We start from the raw sequence: 17342 nt of genomic DNA on the forward strand, positions 1-17342 counted from the left end.
CTGAAATATATAGATAAAATTGAATTAACGAGTGCGATAAATACTGTCCAGACGCTCAACCTGACGCATCATAAAGTCATAATCTCCGCTGTTATCTATCACATCGTCGGCGTTAGCCAAGCGCTCTTCACGAGACATTTGCGCTGCAAGAATGGCACGTACCTGTTTAGGGCTTACGCCATCACGAGCGAGTGTTCTGGAAAGTTGAACATCGGCGGGCACGTCAACCACAATTGTTCGAGCGACCAGCATGTTTTGTCCTGACTCAAAAAGTAACGGTGAAACGAGAAGTACATAGGGTGAATCGTGGGATAGAGAGGTTAAATGAGCAACTAACCGTTCTCTGATAACCGGATGAGTAAGCGACTCTAGCCATTCACGCTTGGGTGGATCTTCAAAGATAATTGAACGCAAAGCGGCTCTATCAAGCGTTCCATCTTGCTTGACAATATCTGAACCAAAATAATCAATAATAGCGCTTAAGGCAGGCTCACCTGGTGCCACAATTTCACGGGCAACGATATCTGCATCTACCCAGCTGGCCCCTAGCGATTCAAACGCGCGCGCTACGGTTGATTTACCCGAACCAATGCCTCCGGTTAAGCCAATAATCATAGCTACCCTTTATTGCGTTCTTTAAAACGCTATTTTACGTGTTTTTACGTAGAAAGTCGGCACCTATAGTGCATTGTGCCCATGTAGGCGCCGCTTTGGACATGAGATGCAATATACCGTCTTGGTTTGTATTAAACCCCAGGGAAAAAGGACAAATAAAGGGCGATAAGGTCATGTCCTGCCAGGAGGCATGCCCAGCCTGCTAACGCGAGAAAAGGCCCAAAAGGAAGCGGTGCGCCACGTAAGTGTGGAAAGCGTGTCTGTGCCACAACGCCTACAACAGCACCTATCCCGGCTGAGAGCAGTAAGAGCAGGGGCAGGAAGCTCCAACCCAACCAAGCGCCAAGAGCGGCAAGAAGCTTAAAATCACCATACCCCATGCCCTCTTTTCCAGTGGTTAGTTTAAATAGCCAGTAAAAACTCCAAAGGATCAGGTAACCCGCCATTGCACCAACGACGGCATTGGTTAATAAGTAGGGCTGAAATAAGAGCTGATAGACAAGGCCAGCCCACAGCAAGGGAAGGGTGAGAATATCCGGTAACAAGTAGGTGCGAAGATCGATCACGGCCAGTACGAGAAGGGTTACGCAGGCTGCATAAATAAACAGGCTGGAGAGGTTTATGCCCTGCAGAAGCGCAACTGTTAGGGCCAGTACACCGCTGCTTAATTCTACAAGGGGATACTGCAAGCTAATGCGGGTGTGGCAGTTTGCACAGCGGCCGCGTCGTTTAACCCAGCCGATTAAGGGAATATTATCGTGCCAGGCGATGGAACTCTCGCAGCGTGGGCATTGTGAGCGAGGTGTCGCAATATTAAAGCGAGGTGCTTGTTCCATAGGCAGCTCAAGAGCCGCACGAGCCTCAAGCCGCCAGTGACGCATTAGCATGACAGGAAGACGAGTGATAACAACGTTTGCAAAGCTACCCAAGCAGAGGCCCAGCAAACAAACCACCAGGCCGGTGCTCAGCGTAAGAGAACTCATAATGCTCCTCAGAATACCTAGATGACGGTACCCAGATTAAAAATAGGTAAATACATAGAAACGACGATTCCCCCCACCAAAATGCCCAGCACAATGATAATGAGGGGCTCCATTAAAGACGTCAGCGCATCCACCTGGTTATCGACGTCTTCTTCGTAGTAACTGGCTACACGGTGGAGCATGGTATCAAGGGCACCGGCTTCTTCACCAATGCTTACCATCTGGATCGCTAAAGAAGGGAAACGGTTGGTCATTCGCATTGAAAAATGCAGCTGCTGACCTGTTGCTACCTCCTTTTGTGTCTGGAGTGCCGCTTGTTCATATACCTTATTGCCCGTTGAGCCAGCCGCAGTTGCAAGCCCTTCTACCAGAGGAATGCCGGATGCATACGTCGTGGCCAAGGTACGGGAAAATCGTGCAACAGCTGCTTTATCAATGATGTTGCCGATAACTGGAATGCGTAGCAAAAGGCGATGAAGCAGGTAGACAAGCGCTGGAGAGCGGCGCGTCAGCCATCGCAGCAATAGAATCACTGTTGTGGCTGTTCCCAGTAAAGGTAGCCATAGTTGTTGGGCCAGCATCGATAAGTCGACGGTTAGCTGTGTCACCGCCGGTAGCTCAGCGTCAAAGCTTTGAAACATGCTTTCAAACTGAGGTACCACTTTAATAAGTAATAGCAGTGTAATCGCGATGCCGGTCAGCAAAACGGTCGTCGGATACCACAACGCCTTTTTGACACGCCCCTTTAGGGACTCTAGTTTTTCCTTATAAACCGCATTTTGCTCTAACATTTTGTCAAGTGTGCCGGACTGTTCGCCTGCATCAACCAGATTAATAAACAAACGATCAAAATATTGAGGGTGGTATCGTAAGGCGTCAGAAAAGCTTGTCCCTGATGCTACGTCATTGGTTAGCTGATGAACAAGCGCCACCATCGACGGTTTTTTCAGGCTTTCAGCCACTACCTGAAAAGCCTGTAATAGGGGGATGCCCGCTTGAATCATCGTTGCCATCTGGCGTGAAAAAATCATGATATCGCGAGGCTTTATACGTCCTTGGCTACTCAGGTCGCTTTTTTTAGCGACACGCCGCACGTCAATATTTTGTTTACGTAGCTCGGCGGTAACGGCGACCTTGCTGTGGCCGATAATTTCACCATGTAGTAAACGTGTTTGGCCCACCGTCCCTGTCCATTTCCAGCGATACAAGCGGGGTGACTTGGCTTTACGTTTAACGGCATATCGAGTCAAACGTTACTCCTTAATGACACGATTAATTTCCTCCAGGCTGGTAATGCCTTGGATAACGTAATAAAAGCCGCTTTGGCGAAGGCTGGCATGTCCTTCCTTTTTGATCTGCTCGTTAATTTCAAGTGCGGACGCGTTGTGCATAATGAGCTGCCGAATCGTTTCGGAAACGGGAACCACTTCATAGATGCCCACCCGGCCTTTGTATCCATGTGTGCATTTTTTGCATCCTTCAGCACGGTAAAAGGTTGCTTGTTGAAGGGTATCTTCATTGGTAACTTCGCTGGATAGGGCATCCATGGGGATGTTTGTAGGCTGTTTGCAATGACTGCATAATTTTCGAGCTAAGCGTTGTGCAATAATCAGGCTCACCGAACTTGCAATGTTAAACGGCGATACTCCCATGTTGCATAAGCGAGTCAGGGTATCTGCCGCAGAATTGGTATGCACGGTTGAAAGTACAAGATGACCTGTTTGTGCTGCTTTTATTGAAATCTCTGCCGTTTCAAGATCGCGTATTTCACCTACCATCACTACGTCAGGATCCTGACGGAGAAAGGCGCGCAGTGCATTGGCAAAATCCAGTCCAATGTGGGGTAGCACGTTCACTTGATTAATACCTGCTACCTTGATTTCAACAGGATCTTCTGCCGTGCAGATATTCCGCTCTACTTGATTGAGTAGTGCGATGCCCGTATAGAGTGAGACCGTTTTACCACTGCCAGTAGGGCCTGTGACTAAAATCATTCCCTGGGGCTGTTTGAGTGCTTTTTCATAGAGCCCCCTCTGGGTATCTGAAAAGCCCAATTGGTCAATGCCAAGCTGAAGAGAGGTAGGATCAAGCAGACGTAATACGACCTTCTCGCCGTAAACGGTCGGCAATGAATTGATACGCAAATCTAACGTTTGATGGCGTTTTGCCGAGAATTTAATGGCTCCATCTTGTGGAAGGCGACGCTCCGAGATATCAAGGCGAGCCATGATCTTCAAGCGTGCTGCTATCTGATTTCGCATTGTCAGTGGTGGCTGAGCAACTTCAATAAGCACGCCGTCAATCCTAAATCGAATACGGTAGTGTTGCTCATAGGGCTCGAAGTGAATGTCTGAAGCGCCCCGATCAATAGCGTCCAACAGTACTTTATTAACGAATTCAACGACAGGCCCGTCTTCTATACTTTGGGCCATATCTTCAAGCTGAAAATCGTCATCTTCAGAGGCTAATTTATAATCAGGCAGATGCTTGATGGAACCTAAAGAGGCATATTTATGATGGGTGAGGTAGCTATTTAATACGGTCTCAAGCTGATCGAACGGGGCCAAAATTCCTTCAATGCTAACGACATCTAGAGAGAATGTTAGCTCATCAAGTTGAGACAGGACTGATGGGCAGAAAATGGCGACCGTGAGATGACGCCCCCGTTGAGCCAGAGGCAGGACTTTTAAGGATGTTAAAAGATGGACAGGAAAGCTGGTAGCTGTGGGCAGCGCTTCTAGCTGAAGAGTCTCTAAATCAATCACTGGAAAGCCATATTCCCAGGCAGCTGCAGAAGCGGCGGCGCTAGCGTCCACGAGTCTTTGTTCAGCTACATAGCGTAATAATGATACTCCCAAGGCGAGTGACGCTGTTTCTGCTTTTTCGGCCTGGTCGATGCTTAGCAGCTCGCTGTTAATTAAACGCTTGGCTAATCCTTCAAATTCCATCAATAATCTCGAAAAAGATGATCTCTTAAGCTTTTGATATTAGAGTATTAATTGTTGCTCATGAAAGATTGCTAACAAACAATAATTCGCCTGCTCTCATAAATTAAAACGCTATTTTTCGGCTAATAAATTGATTAATTATGATTAGTATTGTATCTGTGATACTGCTGTAAGACTAGTTAGTAATTTCAATAAAAATGTGCGTGATGTCGATAAACAGGGGGCAGCTTGGATAAGCATAGCGGCAAGATCAAAGGGGACGAAGATGGCTTCACATTGATAGAACTCATGATCGTCATTGCTATCGTAGGCGTTTTGATGGCAGTGGCAGTGCCCCAGTATGGGAATTACCTTGATAAAGCGTCTTTAACCGCCTGCGAGGGAGAGCTGGCTTCCTATCGGAGTATGGCATTGGTAAATTATTCGCTGTCCAAAACAGCTCAATCAGACTCAGCTATTTCTGATGATTTCAGCTTTCAAGCCTGTGATATTAGCACTGATAGCTATAAACAAGAGCTGTTTGAAGCGTTTACGAGTAATGACGTAAATAAGAATGTATCAGGAATTACTTCAACGCGCGGGGGCATTATTAATATCGAAGCGGGAAAAATCGTGGTGGTGGGCACTTAGTATCCGATAGGGAGTGGATGTTAAAAGACCCCGTATGATCTTTATATTTCCATACTCTGTGCGTATTTCCTCACTACACTACAAGCAACCGTGTTAGCCAATATGTTTAGTGAGAGGTTTTCAAATGAAGCGAACGAGTCTAGCCGTGTTGGTAAGCTGTCTGGGAGGATTGATAGGTGCCAGCAACACGTTTGCACAGCCGCCTGCCCACGCGCCAGCCCATGGGGTACGCGATAATGGGCAAGAGCAGCGGCATCAGCAAGCAAGCTCACGTTCGAAGCGTGAAAGCCACAATAAGCGATATGTGGATTTGCCACGCGTCAATGAACGCGAGCTACTGCGCCTGCTACGCCAGTATAATGCACCCGCTGCTGAATCACTGCCTCCCGGCATTCAACGACAAATTCAGCGTGGCAAACCGCTGCCACCCGGTATCGCAAAACGCTTTGACGGTCCATTGGCCGACCACTTGCCGCGCTATCCTGGCTATGAATGGGAGCGAGTAGGCGCTGATGTAGTGTTGATTGAGGCGGCCACGCGTGTAGTAGTAGATATTCTGGTGAATGCACTGCGTTAATTTTCTCGCTTTTATTGCATCATCGTGACTTAAAAAGTCATATTGTGTGACTATGCTCAACGTCCTCGCAATGCGTATAAGGAAAGAAGAGCAATGCATACATTGAAAGAGCGCCTGGATGTAGCCGTTTCTATCGCCCATGAGGCAGGAGAGCTCATTCGTCAGGCACGCGCAGACCAGTCATTTTCACAACGGCTCAAAGCGGGTGATGAGTTAGTTACGGATGTTGACGTGGCCGTCGATCAGTTAATAAGAGAACGATTAAACACTTACTTCCCTGATGAAGCGCTCCTCAGTGAGGAGCTATCGCCCGCGCATGCGTTAAATGCCGATGTTTCTAAACTTTGGGTGGTAGACCCCATTGATGGCACCGTCAACTTTGCGCAAGGGTTACGGCATGTTGCGGTGTCCATTGGGTGGATGGAAGAGGGGATAGCCAAGGTGGGTGTAGTCTATGCGCCTTTCCTTGATGAAACCTTCAGTGCGGCAGCAGGACAGGGCGCTTATTGCAATCAGCAACCTATCCAGGCCAGTAAGGTAACGAAGCTAGCTGAAACCCTGGTAGGTACAGGCTTTCCTTATCAAAAAGAGGCCCGCCAAAAACTACTAGCACGCTTGAATGAAGTACTGGCGCATTGTCGGGATGTACGACGCAATGGAGCAGCAGCGTTGGATTTATGTGATGTGGCCTGCGGACGCTTGGGCGCTTATTATGAAAGCGTTTCGCCTTGGGACTTTGTTGCTGGCTGGGTTATTGCCCGGGAAGCTGGGGCATGCGTAGGGCACTTGGGTACCGTTCCAGAAGGCGTGCCTACGGATCTGTATCCTAATGAACTGCTGGTGACTGCACCCGGTGTGTATGAAGCGATGCATCGCCTGTTGCTGGATGCAGACCATGCCTAATGCCAAATACTTGAAAAGAAAGCGCAAAAAGAACTTTTCATTTGGCGCATAAAGCGATAGTATACGCACCGTCTTGAGGGAAATGCGCAAGACATCGGAGTGTGGCGCAGCTTGGTAGCGCGTTGCAATGGGGTTGCAAAGGTCGCAGGTTCGAATCCTGTCACTCCGACCAAAAAAGACATATAAAACGGTCACTTAGCTAATTGCTACAGTGGCCGTTTTTGTTTGGTTAGCTTTTAGGTTCCAAATAGGTTCCATGCGTCACCAACAAAAAAGCCGCCTCAGTTGGGCGGCTTGGTGTTTATGCGTTGGGCCATAGTCGGCGCTTCAATCCCGTTGGGCTGTCCTGCTCGACACCAAACGGTATCCTGTCGGAAGCGCAATCCATCATCATAACGGGCTTACTCTGTCGCTGTGAGCGCTGGGCTAACACGTCGTCCCAGCCTGTACCATTATTAGACTTACTCTGCTGTGTCCCCCACAACTTTTGGGCTTTGTTACGGCCACTATCAGCGCTTGCTCGCTTACTTGCTGCTACTCGCTGTGAACGCTTACCCATATCAATACTCCACAAAGTGTTTATTAACTGAGTCGAAGAAACGCCCAGCGTGTTTAGCTGGTTCTGGGGTGGGTGGTGCATCCCACTCGACCGGGTTAGGCTTCCATTGTGAAGAGCGAGCTTCGGCTAGGCTAAAACGCTGAATGCCTTCATGGCGTTGTTTGATAAGCGGTGCATTTTGGGCCAGCTTCCGGATGGTCTCAATGTCGACCCCCAAGCGTGGACGCTCCACTGCTTCATGTTCATATAGGTGTGCATCCTTTAACGCCTGTTCGGCGCTCTCTAGTGCGTTGTCTCCAGCATGGTAGGCATTGCGTAACGTACCCGTAGCATCTTGCAATTCGCCTAACGCATTCGTGAAACGGTGATACGCTTCGCGTTCGTTATCAACAGCATTGCGGGCCATATCCATAGCGGCCAGTGCGGCAGGGGTGCGGTCGGTACGCTCGGCATCCTTGCGGGTAGCCTCCAGCGCCGTGATGCGGTCGCGATAGACCTGCGTGCTACCTGCTACCTGCTGCCTGCTTACGGGTCAGCGCGTCCTGTGCTGCACCCAAGTCGCCGCTCTCGATGAATTGCTCATAATCAGCCTCGGCTTGGCGTTGGTCAGCCTCGGCCTGGTCAGCCATTTGCCCTAGATCGGCGATTTGCTGGTTCAACTTCTGTACTTCACTCATCGTGTAATTCCTCACTGTTAGACTGCTAAGTTTTCTCATCTGCTATACGCATTTATGGGCAAGTAGCTATATGGCGCTGGCTCGCTGGCCTGACCGATACGCTGGCTCGGCGCCCATGTGGCGTTACTGTAATGCACCTCACATTTTTGCTCTCCTTGGTGATTAGCCTCGCTTTTGAGCTGGTGTGTGTAGTGACGCAAGTGACGCAAGTGACGCTTCTTCCGACATTACCCCTATACACACATCACCCATTTCTATAATTTCTATAATTTATAATTCCTTTATTTATTACTTCCCAAAGTTAGTACTTATGTCGCTTTTACCGTCACTACCGTCACTATCGTCACTATCCCCCCGCCCCCAAGAACGGGCTAGATGCACGAACGCACTTGAGACCGGATATATAGCGAACGCTATTTGATCTCTGTCGTTCGTATCCGAGTGCTACCACTCGATCAAGGAATGAGCGCTGCGTAAGCTTTTTCTGGATGCCTTGCTCTGTCGCCCAGTTACGATAGGCATTGAATAAATTTTGCGGTGGGATACGCGCCACTGGGTCAGACTCGCATTCCATCTCGATAAATTGTGCTACCTGATCCGCTTCCAGGCGCCAGCGCTCCCGGGCGCCTTGGCAACTGGCTGGCGTGGTGAAACCATCGCGCACCGCTCGGGCGTAGGCGTCCAGGCACAGGCGCAAAATGCCCGGCAGCTCATCAAGCAATTTCTCCTTTAGCAATGGGTCACAGTTGCCTAGCTCTGGCTTAAAGCGGTTGTTGAACTCCATTACCAGTGCCCGCCTAAATAGCGCATCGGAAAAGTCGCGGGTGTGCGGCATGTGATTGGTACCAAACCAACACGTAGCAAACGGGCGCATCACGAACGGGTCTTTAAATTTGTGTTCTACTGTCGTCGGCTCACCAGACACAATGCCTTTTAGGCTAGCATCGTCTATCACTTCACCTTGTCGTATCTCGGTTACGATATTCGCCAACTTGCTATGCAAATGGGCACGCTGAAAGCTGCGGTTGAATTGCGACGGCTGTACTCCAGCAACGTTGCAACTTCCTAACAGCGCCTCCAGAACGGCTAATAACACCGACTTACCGTTAGCACCGCTGCCCACCAGGATGATAAAGCGCTCATGACGACAGTGAGCCATCAATGAATAACCAATCATTTCCAGTATGGTTAGCCGCTTCTCTGTGGCGTCATTATCGCCATTAAAAACTTCAGCCATAAATTGATTGAATTTTGGCGCGATGGCGTTGGGATCGTAACTAACAGGAATTTGCGTAGTTCTGTAATGCTCCCGGTTATGAGTCATTACCGACCACACGCCATTAATTAACGTAACCTCGCCGTTAATAGCGTTGACGCATTCAGGCGGGCCGATGTCAAATTGATGATGGCTCTTATAGGTATGGTTTTTAAATAAGTCAGCAATACTGTCAACTTTACTTTTACCGATACGATCAACCTTGCCGGTAATAAAATTCTGCACCCATTGCTTAATTGCACGGTCATCTTGACACGACCACACGCCATTATTTGACCAATACCAAACGCCAACTGGGTCGGTTAGCACGTTCTCTGGAGTGATCTCGGCTGCTAGCTGACGTGCTAGGTCTAAGTCGGTTTGCGGTGCCGCTGCTGACGTGCTAAACGCAGTTGCTGCAAGCTCTCCGCTCTGCTCGACCATGAAAGCCCGCTGGCGCTCCCGTTGGCCTTGGGGGTCTAGCTTCGCGGCCTCAGTAGCAAGCGCGGCGCGTTCATCTCCACCATAGAAAAGCGCTACGGCAACATCGAAGGCATCTAGTGCGTGGTCGTTATGGTTCTCACGGCTAAGCGGATCGCTAGCACTGTGATGACTGTATGCCAATTCTTTGCCGTCGTGCTCCAGTACGACAACGCCAGGCGTACCGGTGTCGCTGTTAGGGCTTAAGTATTTCTGGCCGCGTTGCTTATAGCCCGCGCTTTCAAGCAGGGTGCGGATAGGGTAGGCATTATTCACCATAGCAATAATGCCGTTGTCGTCGCTTACCTTGTGGGGTTTAGGTTTAACCTGGGCTGGTGGCTTCGCCACTGTCATGCACGCCAGCGCGGCCTCTGCCAGCCAGTGAGTAGAGTCCAGAGCGGGGCGATTTGTGCAGTCGATAAACTCATAAGGCGCATTGGCCGACAGTTTATTGGGCGCATAAAAAACTTGCGTTCCGCGTGCCTGGGCGTCATCAGTACCCATCATTAGTGCCAGCCCGCCAGCCAATTCAATGTATTGGGGATGGGTAAAAGCTTCGGCTAAAGGAATGATGACTTTCCAGCGCTGGCCTTTACCGTCCCGTAAATGACTCGACGTTGTAAAAGCAAGATAAGCACATCCAAAAGCATCGTAGAGGCTTGCTAATTGATCGCGGCTTAAGTTGTCATTGTCGTGATCAATTATCACCGCGTAATAAAGTGCGACCTCAGCATGCTCCTTAGTTTTGCCGTCAGATTTAAATGGCGTTATTGCAGCGGCGTCGACCTTCGGCCCAATGGATGGTCTCTCACATAACGCCAGCAATTCAGCAAGGCCGATATGCTTAGCCGGTCTTGGGTGTCTGATATTTGCGTATAGGCTATAGTGGGTATTGTCAGATATATTATTGAAGCCCTCACCGTTCTCCACGGGTGGGCTTTTTTCTTGTATCAACATTTACGCGCCCTCCTTGCCTTACGTCGCACGCGTCCTTTCACGACACGCTTAATTTCCGAGACAGGCCAGGCTAGGCGCTTCCCCATCCTTATAGGCATAACCGGCCCACCTTCACGCGCCCAGCCATGTAGAGTTGATACAGCTCGGTTAAGATGATGAGCAGCCTCACGGGTAGATATGGTGGAGCGCCGTTCTCGGCTAAGTGGGGTATAAGTCATGACTTATTACCCCGCGCTGCTCTCGCCAATGCGCGCCGCTGGTGTCGGTTGAAAATGGGCTCATCTGCGACCTTATCGGCTATGCGTTTAGCAGAAGGCACCAGAGAAGCAGCTTCTTCCTGTTTTATGCAGCGTTGACGGTGTATGAATTGACGATGGTCAGGCTTCATTGGGTAGCCGCCTCGGCTGTGTTGCCGTAGGTGTCGCCATCGGCAAGCCAATCAAGTACGTCTTTAAGGCGATAACGCACAGAACGGCCACGTTTAACGTATCTTGGTGCCGGACGGCCCAGCAGGGTGCCTGTTACACGTGATTTGCGCGCTGTAGCCGGTTGAGCAGGAATTAAATAAGGGAATACCACCAGCTCGGATAATTCGATAAGTGTTGCATCGAAGCCATCGTGGTAGCGGGTTAAAGCCTGGGTGAGTATTTCTGTATGAGTCATGTTGAGCCGTCCTGTTGCTGGAGAGTGACGGTTCAATCTTGTGTGGGTGGGGGCAACTTGTGACGTGGGGGAATTCGGCAACCGGTGTACCCTTTTCCCCCATAGTTACGGCTGGCTCGCCTCAATGGTCAGCATGGTTCTGTGCGCCTCGTCGGCGGGAATATGTGCCACACCAGCAGCGGTTAACATTTCACGAAGGAAGTTATGGTATTTACCGCAAGCGTCTTGCTCTTTGTTCCGCTGGCGTCTGGGTATTTCATCAACGCGTTGGCATTGATACCAGCAACCTATTAGCGCGGCATATAGGCCATATCGGTTGCGCTTAGGGTCGCCGTCCTGTTTATCGAGTGCGCTTAGGTCACGTCTATTCAGCGCGCCGTGTGTGATACGCACCACACGCTGTACTGACTCGATGCTGTCCCGTAGCGCACTATCATTCAATGCCGTTCGCTGGATTCGGGGATCATTAAAAAGCGCCAGCATTTCAGCGGCCAAAACCCCCATACGCTGGATAGGCTCCATGGTATATTCATGCTCAAATTGGGCATCTATTCGAGTGTCACTTTCTGACTCCCTGAACACATAGGCGGCCAAATCAAGTTCCCTCGCGGCTTGTTCTAGCCTTCCCTCGCTTGCGCCATCCAGCTCGTATGACTTCATGACTTCGCGTATGGCATCAATCCGCTTAATGTCGGGCGTGTAGCTGTCCTCGACGCGCTTGATCTCACTAATACTGCGTTGGCGCTTGGTCATGACACGCCTCCCGCAACTTGCAGCTTGGCGGTTTTAGCCGGTCTGTTGCCCAAGCGGGAAAATACCTCGACCGCATCGCGTGAATGGTCGGGCCGTAAGTGTGCGTAGAATTGAATTGTGGTTTGAATATCGCTATGCGCCATCAGTTTGGAGACGGTCAGCAGGTCAATACCAGCCATTACCAGTTGACTGGCGAAGTTGTGGCGCAGGCTGTAAAGAAGCATATCGCCAGGTAGACCGGCTAACTTACGAACGGCAGCCCATGGTTTTTGCATCGCTGTTCTATCCAAGCGCTTACCAGTGCGAGGGCTTGGGAAGACTAGCCCAGTCTTGGGGGTGCCTTGTTGCTGGTTCCAAGTATTGAGTACGTCCACAACAGCGGCAGACAGCGGGAAGGTCATCGGCTCGGGCCGGTGGTGGGCGGTTTTCTCTATCGTCTTGCGGATCGTGCCAAAGGTAAGGTTGACGTGCTCCCAGCGTAGGCCGAAAAGATCGCCGGGCCGAAAGCCGGTGAAGTACATCAGCTTAATGAATGGCGCGACGTGATCCACATAGGGCACTCTGTCCAAGTCAGGCAGATAAGCCTTGCCATGCTCGCGGCTGCTGCGGCGCTGCTGGCGCTTTTCGTCTTGATACGCCTCTAGGCCGGTAAACAGTGCTTCAACTTCATTCGCTTCTAAGTAACGGCGCTCACTGCCTTGCTCTGCTAGCTCGTTTTCGTTCATGGCAGGCTTTTGCAGCTTAACGCCTTTCAACGGGTGGACGGGTATTACCTTGCGTTCAGCAGCATGCGCTAGCAGTCCACTCAAGGCGTCGTAGGATCGTTTGAGCGTGGCGAAGGCTCTAGGTTTATCTGCGGCTTCTTGTCTGGCTTGCCAGTACTCCACGTCTGCGCTTGTTAGGTTGCCCATCGGCTTATCAAGCCAATCAGGGAAGCCGCGGGCGATTCTGTCTAACGTTCCCTTACCATCCTTACGGCGATTCTGAAAGGCGGTGTATGGGCCAAGCAAGTAGGCACCTAACGTCTGCTGTTGCTGGCGCTGTTCTTCATGCTTAGCCTTTTCTAGGGCTGCGCGTGGGTCGCCACCTTGGGCAACGATGCCTAGCACCTCAGCAGCATCCTTGCGGCCTTTTGCGGCTGTCATACCTCCAGCGCCATAACGGCCAAGGGTCAAAACGCGCCGCTGACCGGCAAGGTTGTAGTAGGACACTCGCAGCGATAGGCCACGCTTACCAGCGCGGATATGGTAGCCAGATTCCTCGCTATCCCAAACCTCGGCACCTTCGGCCAGCTCCTTAGAAAGGCGGTCTAGCGCCCTTGTTGTTAGCCGTTCTGTCTTTTGCGTCATACCCTTAGCCCTTTTTTCTAGGTTCCAAATAGGTTCCATAGGTAGGATATAACGGGTAATAAAGGGCAACAAGCAGAAAACTTAAGATGTGGTTTATAGTATTGTTTTTATTGATATAATTAGCGATTAATGGCGCCGCTTGTTTCTGCTTAAATATGCTTTCTACGCAATGGGGTTGCAAAGGTCGCAGGTTCGAATCCTGTCACTCCGACCAGGAATACTGATAAAACGCCGCTTACGGGTCATGCCGAGCGGCGTTTTTGTGCTTGGAAATATTCTGGCAAAATATCGTCAGTTTTCCACCCCGCTTGCGTCATAAGAGAAAGAGGAATCTCACTAAGCGAAGAGCTTGATTCAGATAACTTTATTACACTGTATTAAAACAAAGAGCTTCTCCTGGGATAATTGAACTGATACCGTCGGGAAGTGATGTCGCAGCCTCAATAGGCTTGTGGAATATATGCATGAAAACATCCATTGGTCTGACTCTGAAAGAAATACAAAAAAACAGGTTTTGATAACCTGCGTATGTTGATCCAGTTGCAGCATCGCGAGGTGACATGAACGAGTTGCCGCACGTTCCTTCCAGCGGAGAAATCTTTACGCATATCCGCATCATCGTAGGTATGGTGCTGGGGCTCAGCGTTAGTCGCCTGATTATCGGTCTCACGCGTTTCGTTCAACATCCGGGGCGGGAGAAAATTTATCTCCTACACATAGGCTGGGTGCTATTCCTTCTACTGTTCATCATTCATTTCTGGTGGTTTGAATTCGCGCTCGCCCATCGCCCGAACTGGTCCTTCGCAATCTATTTCTTCCTGATATTCTACGCTAGCCTGTTTGCAGCCTTGTCGGCGGTTCTGTTTCCGGATCGCATGGGCGAATATCAGGGGTTTGGTGATTACTTCCAAAAGCGCAGCCGGAGCTTTTATGTTTTGCTGCTAGTGCTCTTGGTCGTCGATGTTATCGACACCCTGATCAAGGGCGGTGACTATTATGCAGCCCACTATGGCTGGTATTACCCGGTTCGCCAGGCGGTGCTGATTGCCGGAACCATATTGGCGCTGGTCTGGCGATCGGAACGCTATCAGGCGGGGTTCGTTGTATTTGCGCTCCTGTTTCAGGTGATCTGGATCGTCAGCCTGTTCGAAGTGATCGATTGACCATCGTCCGGGGCGTCAATATTCGGGAAATAGCGTGTGGTGATACCCATGCCTCGTATAAATTGCTTGGCAACGTGGGTGTTGCATCGGAGACTATGAAGACCGCTATAAAATACGAGCAGCCATGATCACGCGGTCAGTAGTGTTATCCAGGCGAGTGCTAGCTATGCAAGCGGCGGCAACTGGAACGCCTGCACGGCAAAATTCACGCATGCTAATGGTGATGCCGCGACTTGCCGCCTGCTCAACCACAATAATGCCCGCAAGGCTTCCAAAAATGATGAGGTTACTGGAAAAGCCTGTACTCAATGCCAGCGCTGCACCAAGCGCATCCACATCCCCTGAATGCTGTAAAAATGGCGCCAGCAGCATCACTGCAGGATTATTCCCGATAACATTACTTAAGACTGAGCCGACAATAAAAAGTGTTGTTGGATCGGAAAAGTCGATACCTGCCGCCTGCATTTCGGTGATGATCTTTTGCGGCATCCCTGTCTGGGCGAGCGCGGCATTCACAACAAACAATCCCATCAATAAAAGCAGCAGATTCCCATCAACCGTGCCAAGCACTTCCTTGGAAGATAAGCGGCGGTTCACCAGAATAATACCTGCTGCTGACAGAGCAATAAGTTCGCGAGGTAAGTCTGAAAATACAAAAGCAGAAATTACACCAATAGTCACAATCGCAGCTTTAAGGGTTTCTCGTCGGTCCATTGATGCTATAGGCGCTGGCGACTCACGTGGCACGCTCGAATTATGCGGCGCAAGCTTCCAGTTGCCTCGATAGAGCAGGGCTACAACGCCCCAAACAAGTGGTAAGGAAAGCAACGCAGGTACCAGTGCAACCTTCATAAACCCGGTAAACGATAAGCCCAGCGCTTGGGCTGCAATCATGTTTTGTGGGCTGCCAATAATAGTGGCTACCGAACCGGTGTTGGTCGCAAAACAAAAGGCCAACAAAAATGGCGTTGGATTAAGGCCACGAGAAAGGGTTATCGACACTAACAAAGGTGTCATGGCAACCACGACGACATCATTCGTTAGCACCGCCGATAGACCTGCCCCCGTTATTACCAACAGCGCAAGCAAGCGCGGAGGAGAGACGTCCATCGAGGCCACTTTACTGGCGAGCCATGCGTAAAACCCAGAAACGGAAAAAGCACCTGATACGATCATTAGCCCGAATAATAAGCCGACCGTTTCATAATCGATTGCATTCCAGGCAGCCTCATCGGTAATCCGCTGAAAGCCAATCATGGCGACAGCACCAACGACGGCAGCGCCCGTTCGATCAACACGAAAGCCAGGGAGATGGCCGAGAGCCAATGCCAAGTAGACCAGCAGAAAGATGATGACAGTTATATCCACTTTATCCTCGTGCCAACGATTTTGGTGCCTACGTATAAAAGACAGTAGTGCTAATGCCTAAAAGCTTATGCCAGGCCCGTTTTGTCGGCCCCCTTGGCTGCCGGGTTAATCTTGGCTTGCGCCAATGTTTTTTCGAGTAACTGGTCATAAATGGGGCGTCCGCCGATCCATTGAGCCACCATATTGGCAGTGACACACGTGGCTATCAGTGGCATAACCATTGTATAGGAACCTGTCAGTTCAAGGGTCAGGGCTACGCCGACCACGGGAGCGCGCACTGAAGCCGAGAATAGACCGCCCATCGCCGCTATACCGAATGCCAGTGGGACTATGTCGGCTGATGGCGCTAAGGCATCAAGGGTGCCACCAAAAGCCAAGCCAACGCACATTGATAAAGCCAGCATAGGCGCGAAGATACCGCCTGGTGTGCCGGCAGAATAGCTGGTAACCATCGTGCAATATCGCATGATCGCCAATAGCAGAAGAAACATTAATCCTTGGCTGTGATCAGCAATAAACGTCAGAGCATATTCGCCACCTGTCACGGATAACGGCATAAGAATAAGCAGCGCCCCAACAGCAAAGCCGACAAGCGCGGGAAAGAGATAGGGGACGCGTGCATTGATGCTCGATGCGAGTACCGCCATGTGCATAAGGCCTGCATTCAACGCAACACCGAGAACGCCGAGGAGACAGCCAAGCGCCACAAATGCTGGCAGCAGCCAATTTTCAGGGGCTGCAATCAACATGGAAAAATCGGGCGCTGTACCACCGATGACTTGCGTCATCACGGTTGCCAGCAGCGCGGCAACGATAATGCCCATATACGTCCGGAACGTATAAGGAAACTGGCGGTGTGTCTCTTCTATGATGAAAAGAATGGCAGCAAGAGGAGCGTTGAAGGCGCAAGCCAAGCCAGCCGCTGCACCAGCGCCAAGCATGCCGCGCCGCTCAGTTTCGCTTACCTTAAAAAACTCGGTGATCGCCGCGGAAAACGAAGCACCGATATGAATGGTGGGGCCTTCACGTCCAAGGACCAGGCCGGAAGCAATAGCCACCACACCCGTGAAGAACTTGATAGGAAGCACCCGGCGCCAGTGAACGGTCCTTAAGCCCAGCATGGCCCCCTCAATTTCCTGTACGCCACTTCCACGTGCCTCAGGGGCATAGCGGTTCACGAAATAGGCGGAAAGAACCGTAATGCACATCGTGATTAGTGCAGCCGAGATAATGAGCGCTGTACCGCTAATATGTTCAGCCAACAGGTGTGGCCAAACCTGGAGACGGTCGATCAAAAGGTGGAAAAACGAGCCGACCGTTCCTGTTAATATTCCCGTTATTCCGGCAAGTATGATATAGCGTATCTGGGCGTTACGATTTCCCGGTCTGTCTAGATTTTCGACAGGATCGTCCATCATTGAGTGTCTCAGTTTGGATAGTTCAGGGAGACATGCTCTGTCTC

Annotated in this window: 16 protein-coding genes and 1 tRNA gene; 5 read left to right on the forward strand and 12 right to left on the reverse strand. The window is 50.5% G+C overall.

Annotated elements, in window-relative coordinates:
* Window positions 1-24: 24 nt before the first annotated feature.
* The 4 genes from coaE to pilB all read right to left on the reverse strand — a co-directional run bounded on the left by coaE (window position 25) and on the right by pilB (window position 4546).
* Window positions 25-615, reverse strand: a complete 591-nt coding sequence (gene coaE / locus ACT3TY_RS01800; protein ID WP_441679170.1) for a dephospho-CoA kinase — start codon at window positions 613-615, stop codon at window positions 25-27.
* Between the two features lie 131 nt (window positions 616-746).
* Entirely contained in the window at window positions 747-1598 is an 852-nt protein-coding gene (locus ACT3TY_RS01805; RefSeq protein WP_441679169.1) for a prepilin peptidase, read from the reverse strand.
* 17 nt (window positions 1599-1615) lie between these two features.
* Window positions 1616-2848, reverse strand: a complete 1233-nt coding sequence (locus ACT3TY_RS01810; protein ID WP_441679168.1) for a type II secretion system F family protein — start codon at window positions 2846-2848, stop codon at window positions 1616-1618.
* Between the two features lie 3 nt (window positions 2849-2851).
* A complete protein-coding gene (pilB, locus tag ACT3TY_RS01815; protein WP_441679167.1) occupies window positions 2852-4546 on the reverse strand; it encodes a type IV-A pilus assembly ATPase PilB in 1695 nt (564 codons plus the stop codon).
* A gap of 228 nt (window positions 4547-4774) precedes the next feature.
* On the opposite strand from pilB, the gene ACT3TY_RS01820 reads away from it, so the two are divergent.
* The 4 genes from ACT3TY_RS01820 (at window position 4775) to ACT3TY_RS01835 (ending at window position 6828) form a co-directional block, all read left to right on the forward strand.
* On the forward strand, window positions 4775-5176 hold the full coding sequence (locus ACT3TY_RS01820; protein ID WP_441679166.1) for a pilin: 402 nt from the start codon (window positions 4775-4777) through the stop codon (window positions 5174-5176).
* Between the two features lie 124 nt (window positions 5177-5300).
* Window positions 5301-5753, forward strand: coding sequence for an anti-virulence regulator CigR family protein (locus tag ACT3TY_RS01825; RefSeq protein ID WP_441679165.1), 453 nt, complete (start codon window positions 5301-5303; stop codon window positions 5751-5753).
* Window positions 5754-5846: 93 nt separating this feature from the next.
* The gene (locus ACT3TY_RS01830; protein ID WP_444627194.1) at window positions 5847-6656 is read left to right on the forward strand and encodes an inositol monophosphatase family protein; all 810 of its coding nucleotides are present in this window, start codon (window positions 5847-5849) and stop codon (window positions 6654-6656) included.
* Between the two features lie 95 nt (window positions 6657-6751).
* Window positions 6752-6828 (forward strand) — tRNA-Pro (locus tag ACT3TY_RS01835).
* A 388-nt stretch (window positions 6829-7216) separates the two neighbouring features.
* Here the strand turns inward: ACT3TY_RS01835 and ACT3TY_RS01840 are convergent.
* The 6 genes from ACT3TY_RS01840 to ACT3TY_RS01865 form a co-directional block, all read right to left on the reverse strand.
* A complete protein-coding gene (locus ACT3TY_RS01840; protein WP_444627195.1) occupies window positions 7217-7621 on the reverse strand; it encodes a hypothetical protein in 405 nt (134 codons plus the stop codon).
* A 97-nt stretch (window positions 7622-7718) separates the two neighbouring features.
* On the reverse strand, window positions 7719-7892 hold the full coding sequence (locus ACT3TY_RS01845; protein ID WP_444627196.1) for a hypothetical protein: 174 nt from the start codon (window positions 7890-7892) through the stop codon (window positions 7719-7721).
* A gap of 346 nt (window positions 7893-8238) precedes the next feature.
* On the reverse strand, window positions 8239-10584 hold the full coding sequence (locus ACT3TY_RS01850) for a DNA primase family protein (protein ID WP_444627197.1): 2346 nt from the start codon (window positions 10582-10584) through the stop codon (window positions 8239-8241).
* A gap of 384 nt (window positions 10585-10968) precedes the next feature.
* The gene (locus ACT3TY_RS01855; protein ID WP_444627198.1) at window positions 10969-11247 is read right to left on the reverse strand and encodes a hypothetical protein; all 279 of its coding nucleotides are present in this window, start codon (window positions 11245-11247) and stop codon (window positions 10969-10971) included.
* 105 nt (window positions 11248-11352) lie between these two features.
* Complete coding sequence (locus ACT3TY_RS01860; protein WP_444627199.1) at window positions 11353-12000, reverse strand: hypothetical protein; 648 nt, start codon at window positions 11998-12000, stop codon at window positions 11353-11355.
* Window positions 11997-13349 (reverse strand): tyrosine-type recombinase/integrase, encoded by a 1353-nt coding sequence (locus ACT3TY_RS01865; protein ID WP_444627200.1) that lies wholly within the window; start codon window positions 13347-13349, stop codon window positions 11997-11999. Before ACT3TY_RS01865 ends, ACT3TY_RS01860 begins: the two co-directional genes overlap by 4 nt.
* A gap of 560 nt (window positions 13350-13909) precedes the next feature.
* On the opposite strand from ACT3TY_RS01865, the gene ACT3TY_RS01870 reads away from it, so the two are divergent.
* On the forward strand, window positions 13910-14512 hold the full coding sequence (locus ACT3TY_RS01870) for a hypothetical protein (RefSeq protein WP_444627201.1): 603 nt from the start codon (window positions 13910-13912) through the stop codon (window positions 14510-14512).
* Between the two features lie 105 nt (window positions 14513-14617).
* Here the strand turns inward: ACT3TY_RS01870 and ACT3TY_RS01875 are convergent, their stop codons facing one another.
* Both ACT3TY_RS01875 and clcA read right to left on the reverse strand, forming a co-directional pair.
* Window positions 14618-15880: an SLC13 family permease gene (locus ACT3TY_RS01875; RefSeq protein ID WP_444627202.1), complete on the reverse strand. Its 1263-nt coding sequence runs from the start codon at window positions 15878-15880 to the stop codon at window positions 14618-14620.
* Between the two features lie 65 nt (window positions 15881-15945).
* A complete protein-coding gene (gene clcA, locus ACT3TY_RS01880) occupies window positions 15946-17298 on the reverse strand; it encodes a H(+)/Cl(-) exchange transporter ClcA (protein ID WP_217883826.1) in 1353 nt (450 codons plus the stop codon).
* Between the last annotated feature and the right edge of the window lie 44 nt (window positions 17299-17342).

The organism is Halomonas sp. AOP22-C1-8 (assembly GCF_052378905.1).
GTDB classification, from domain to species: Bacteria; Pseudomonadota; Gammaproteobacteria; order Pseudomonadales; family Halomonadaceae; genus Vreelandella; species Vreelandella citrativorans.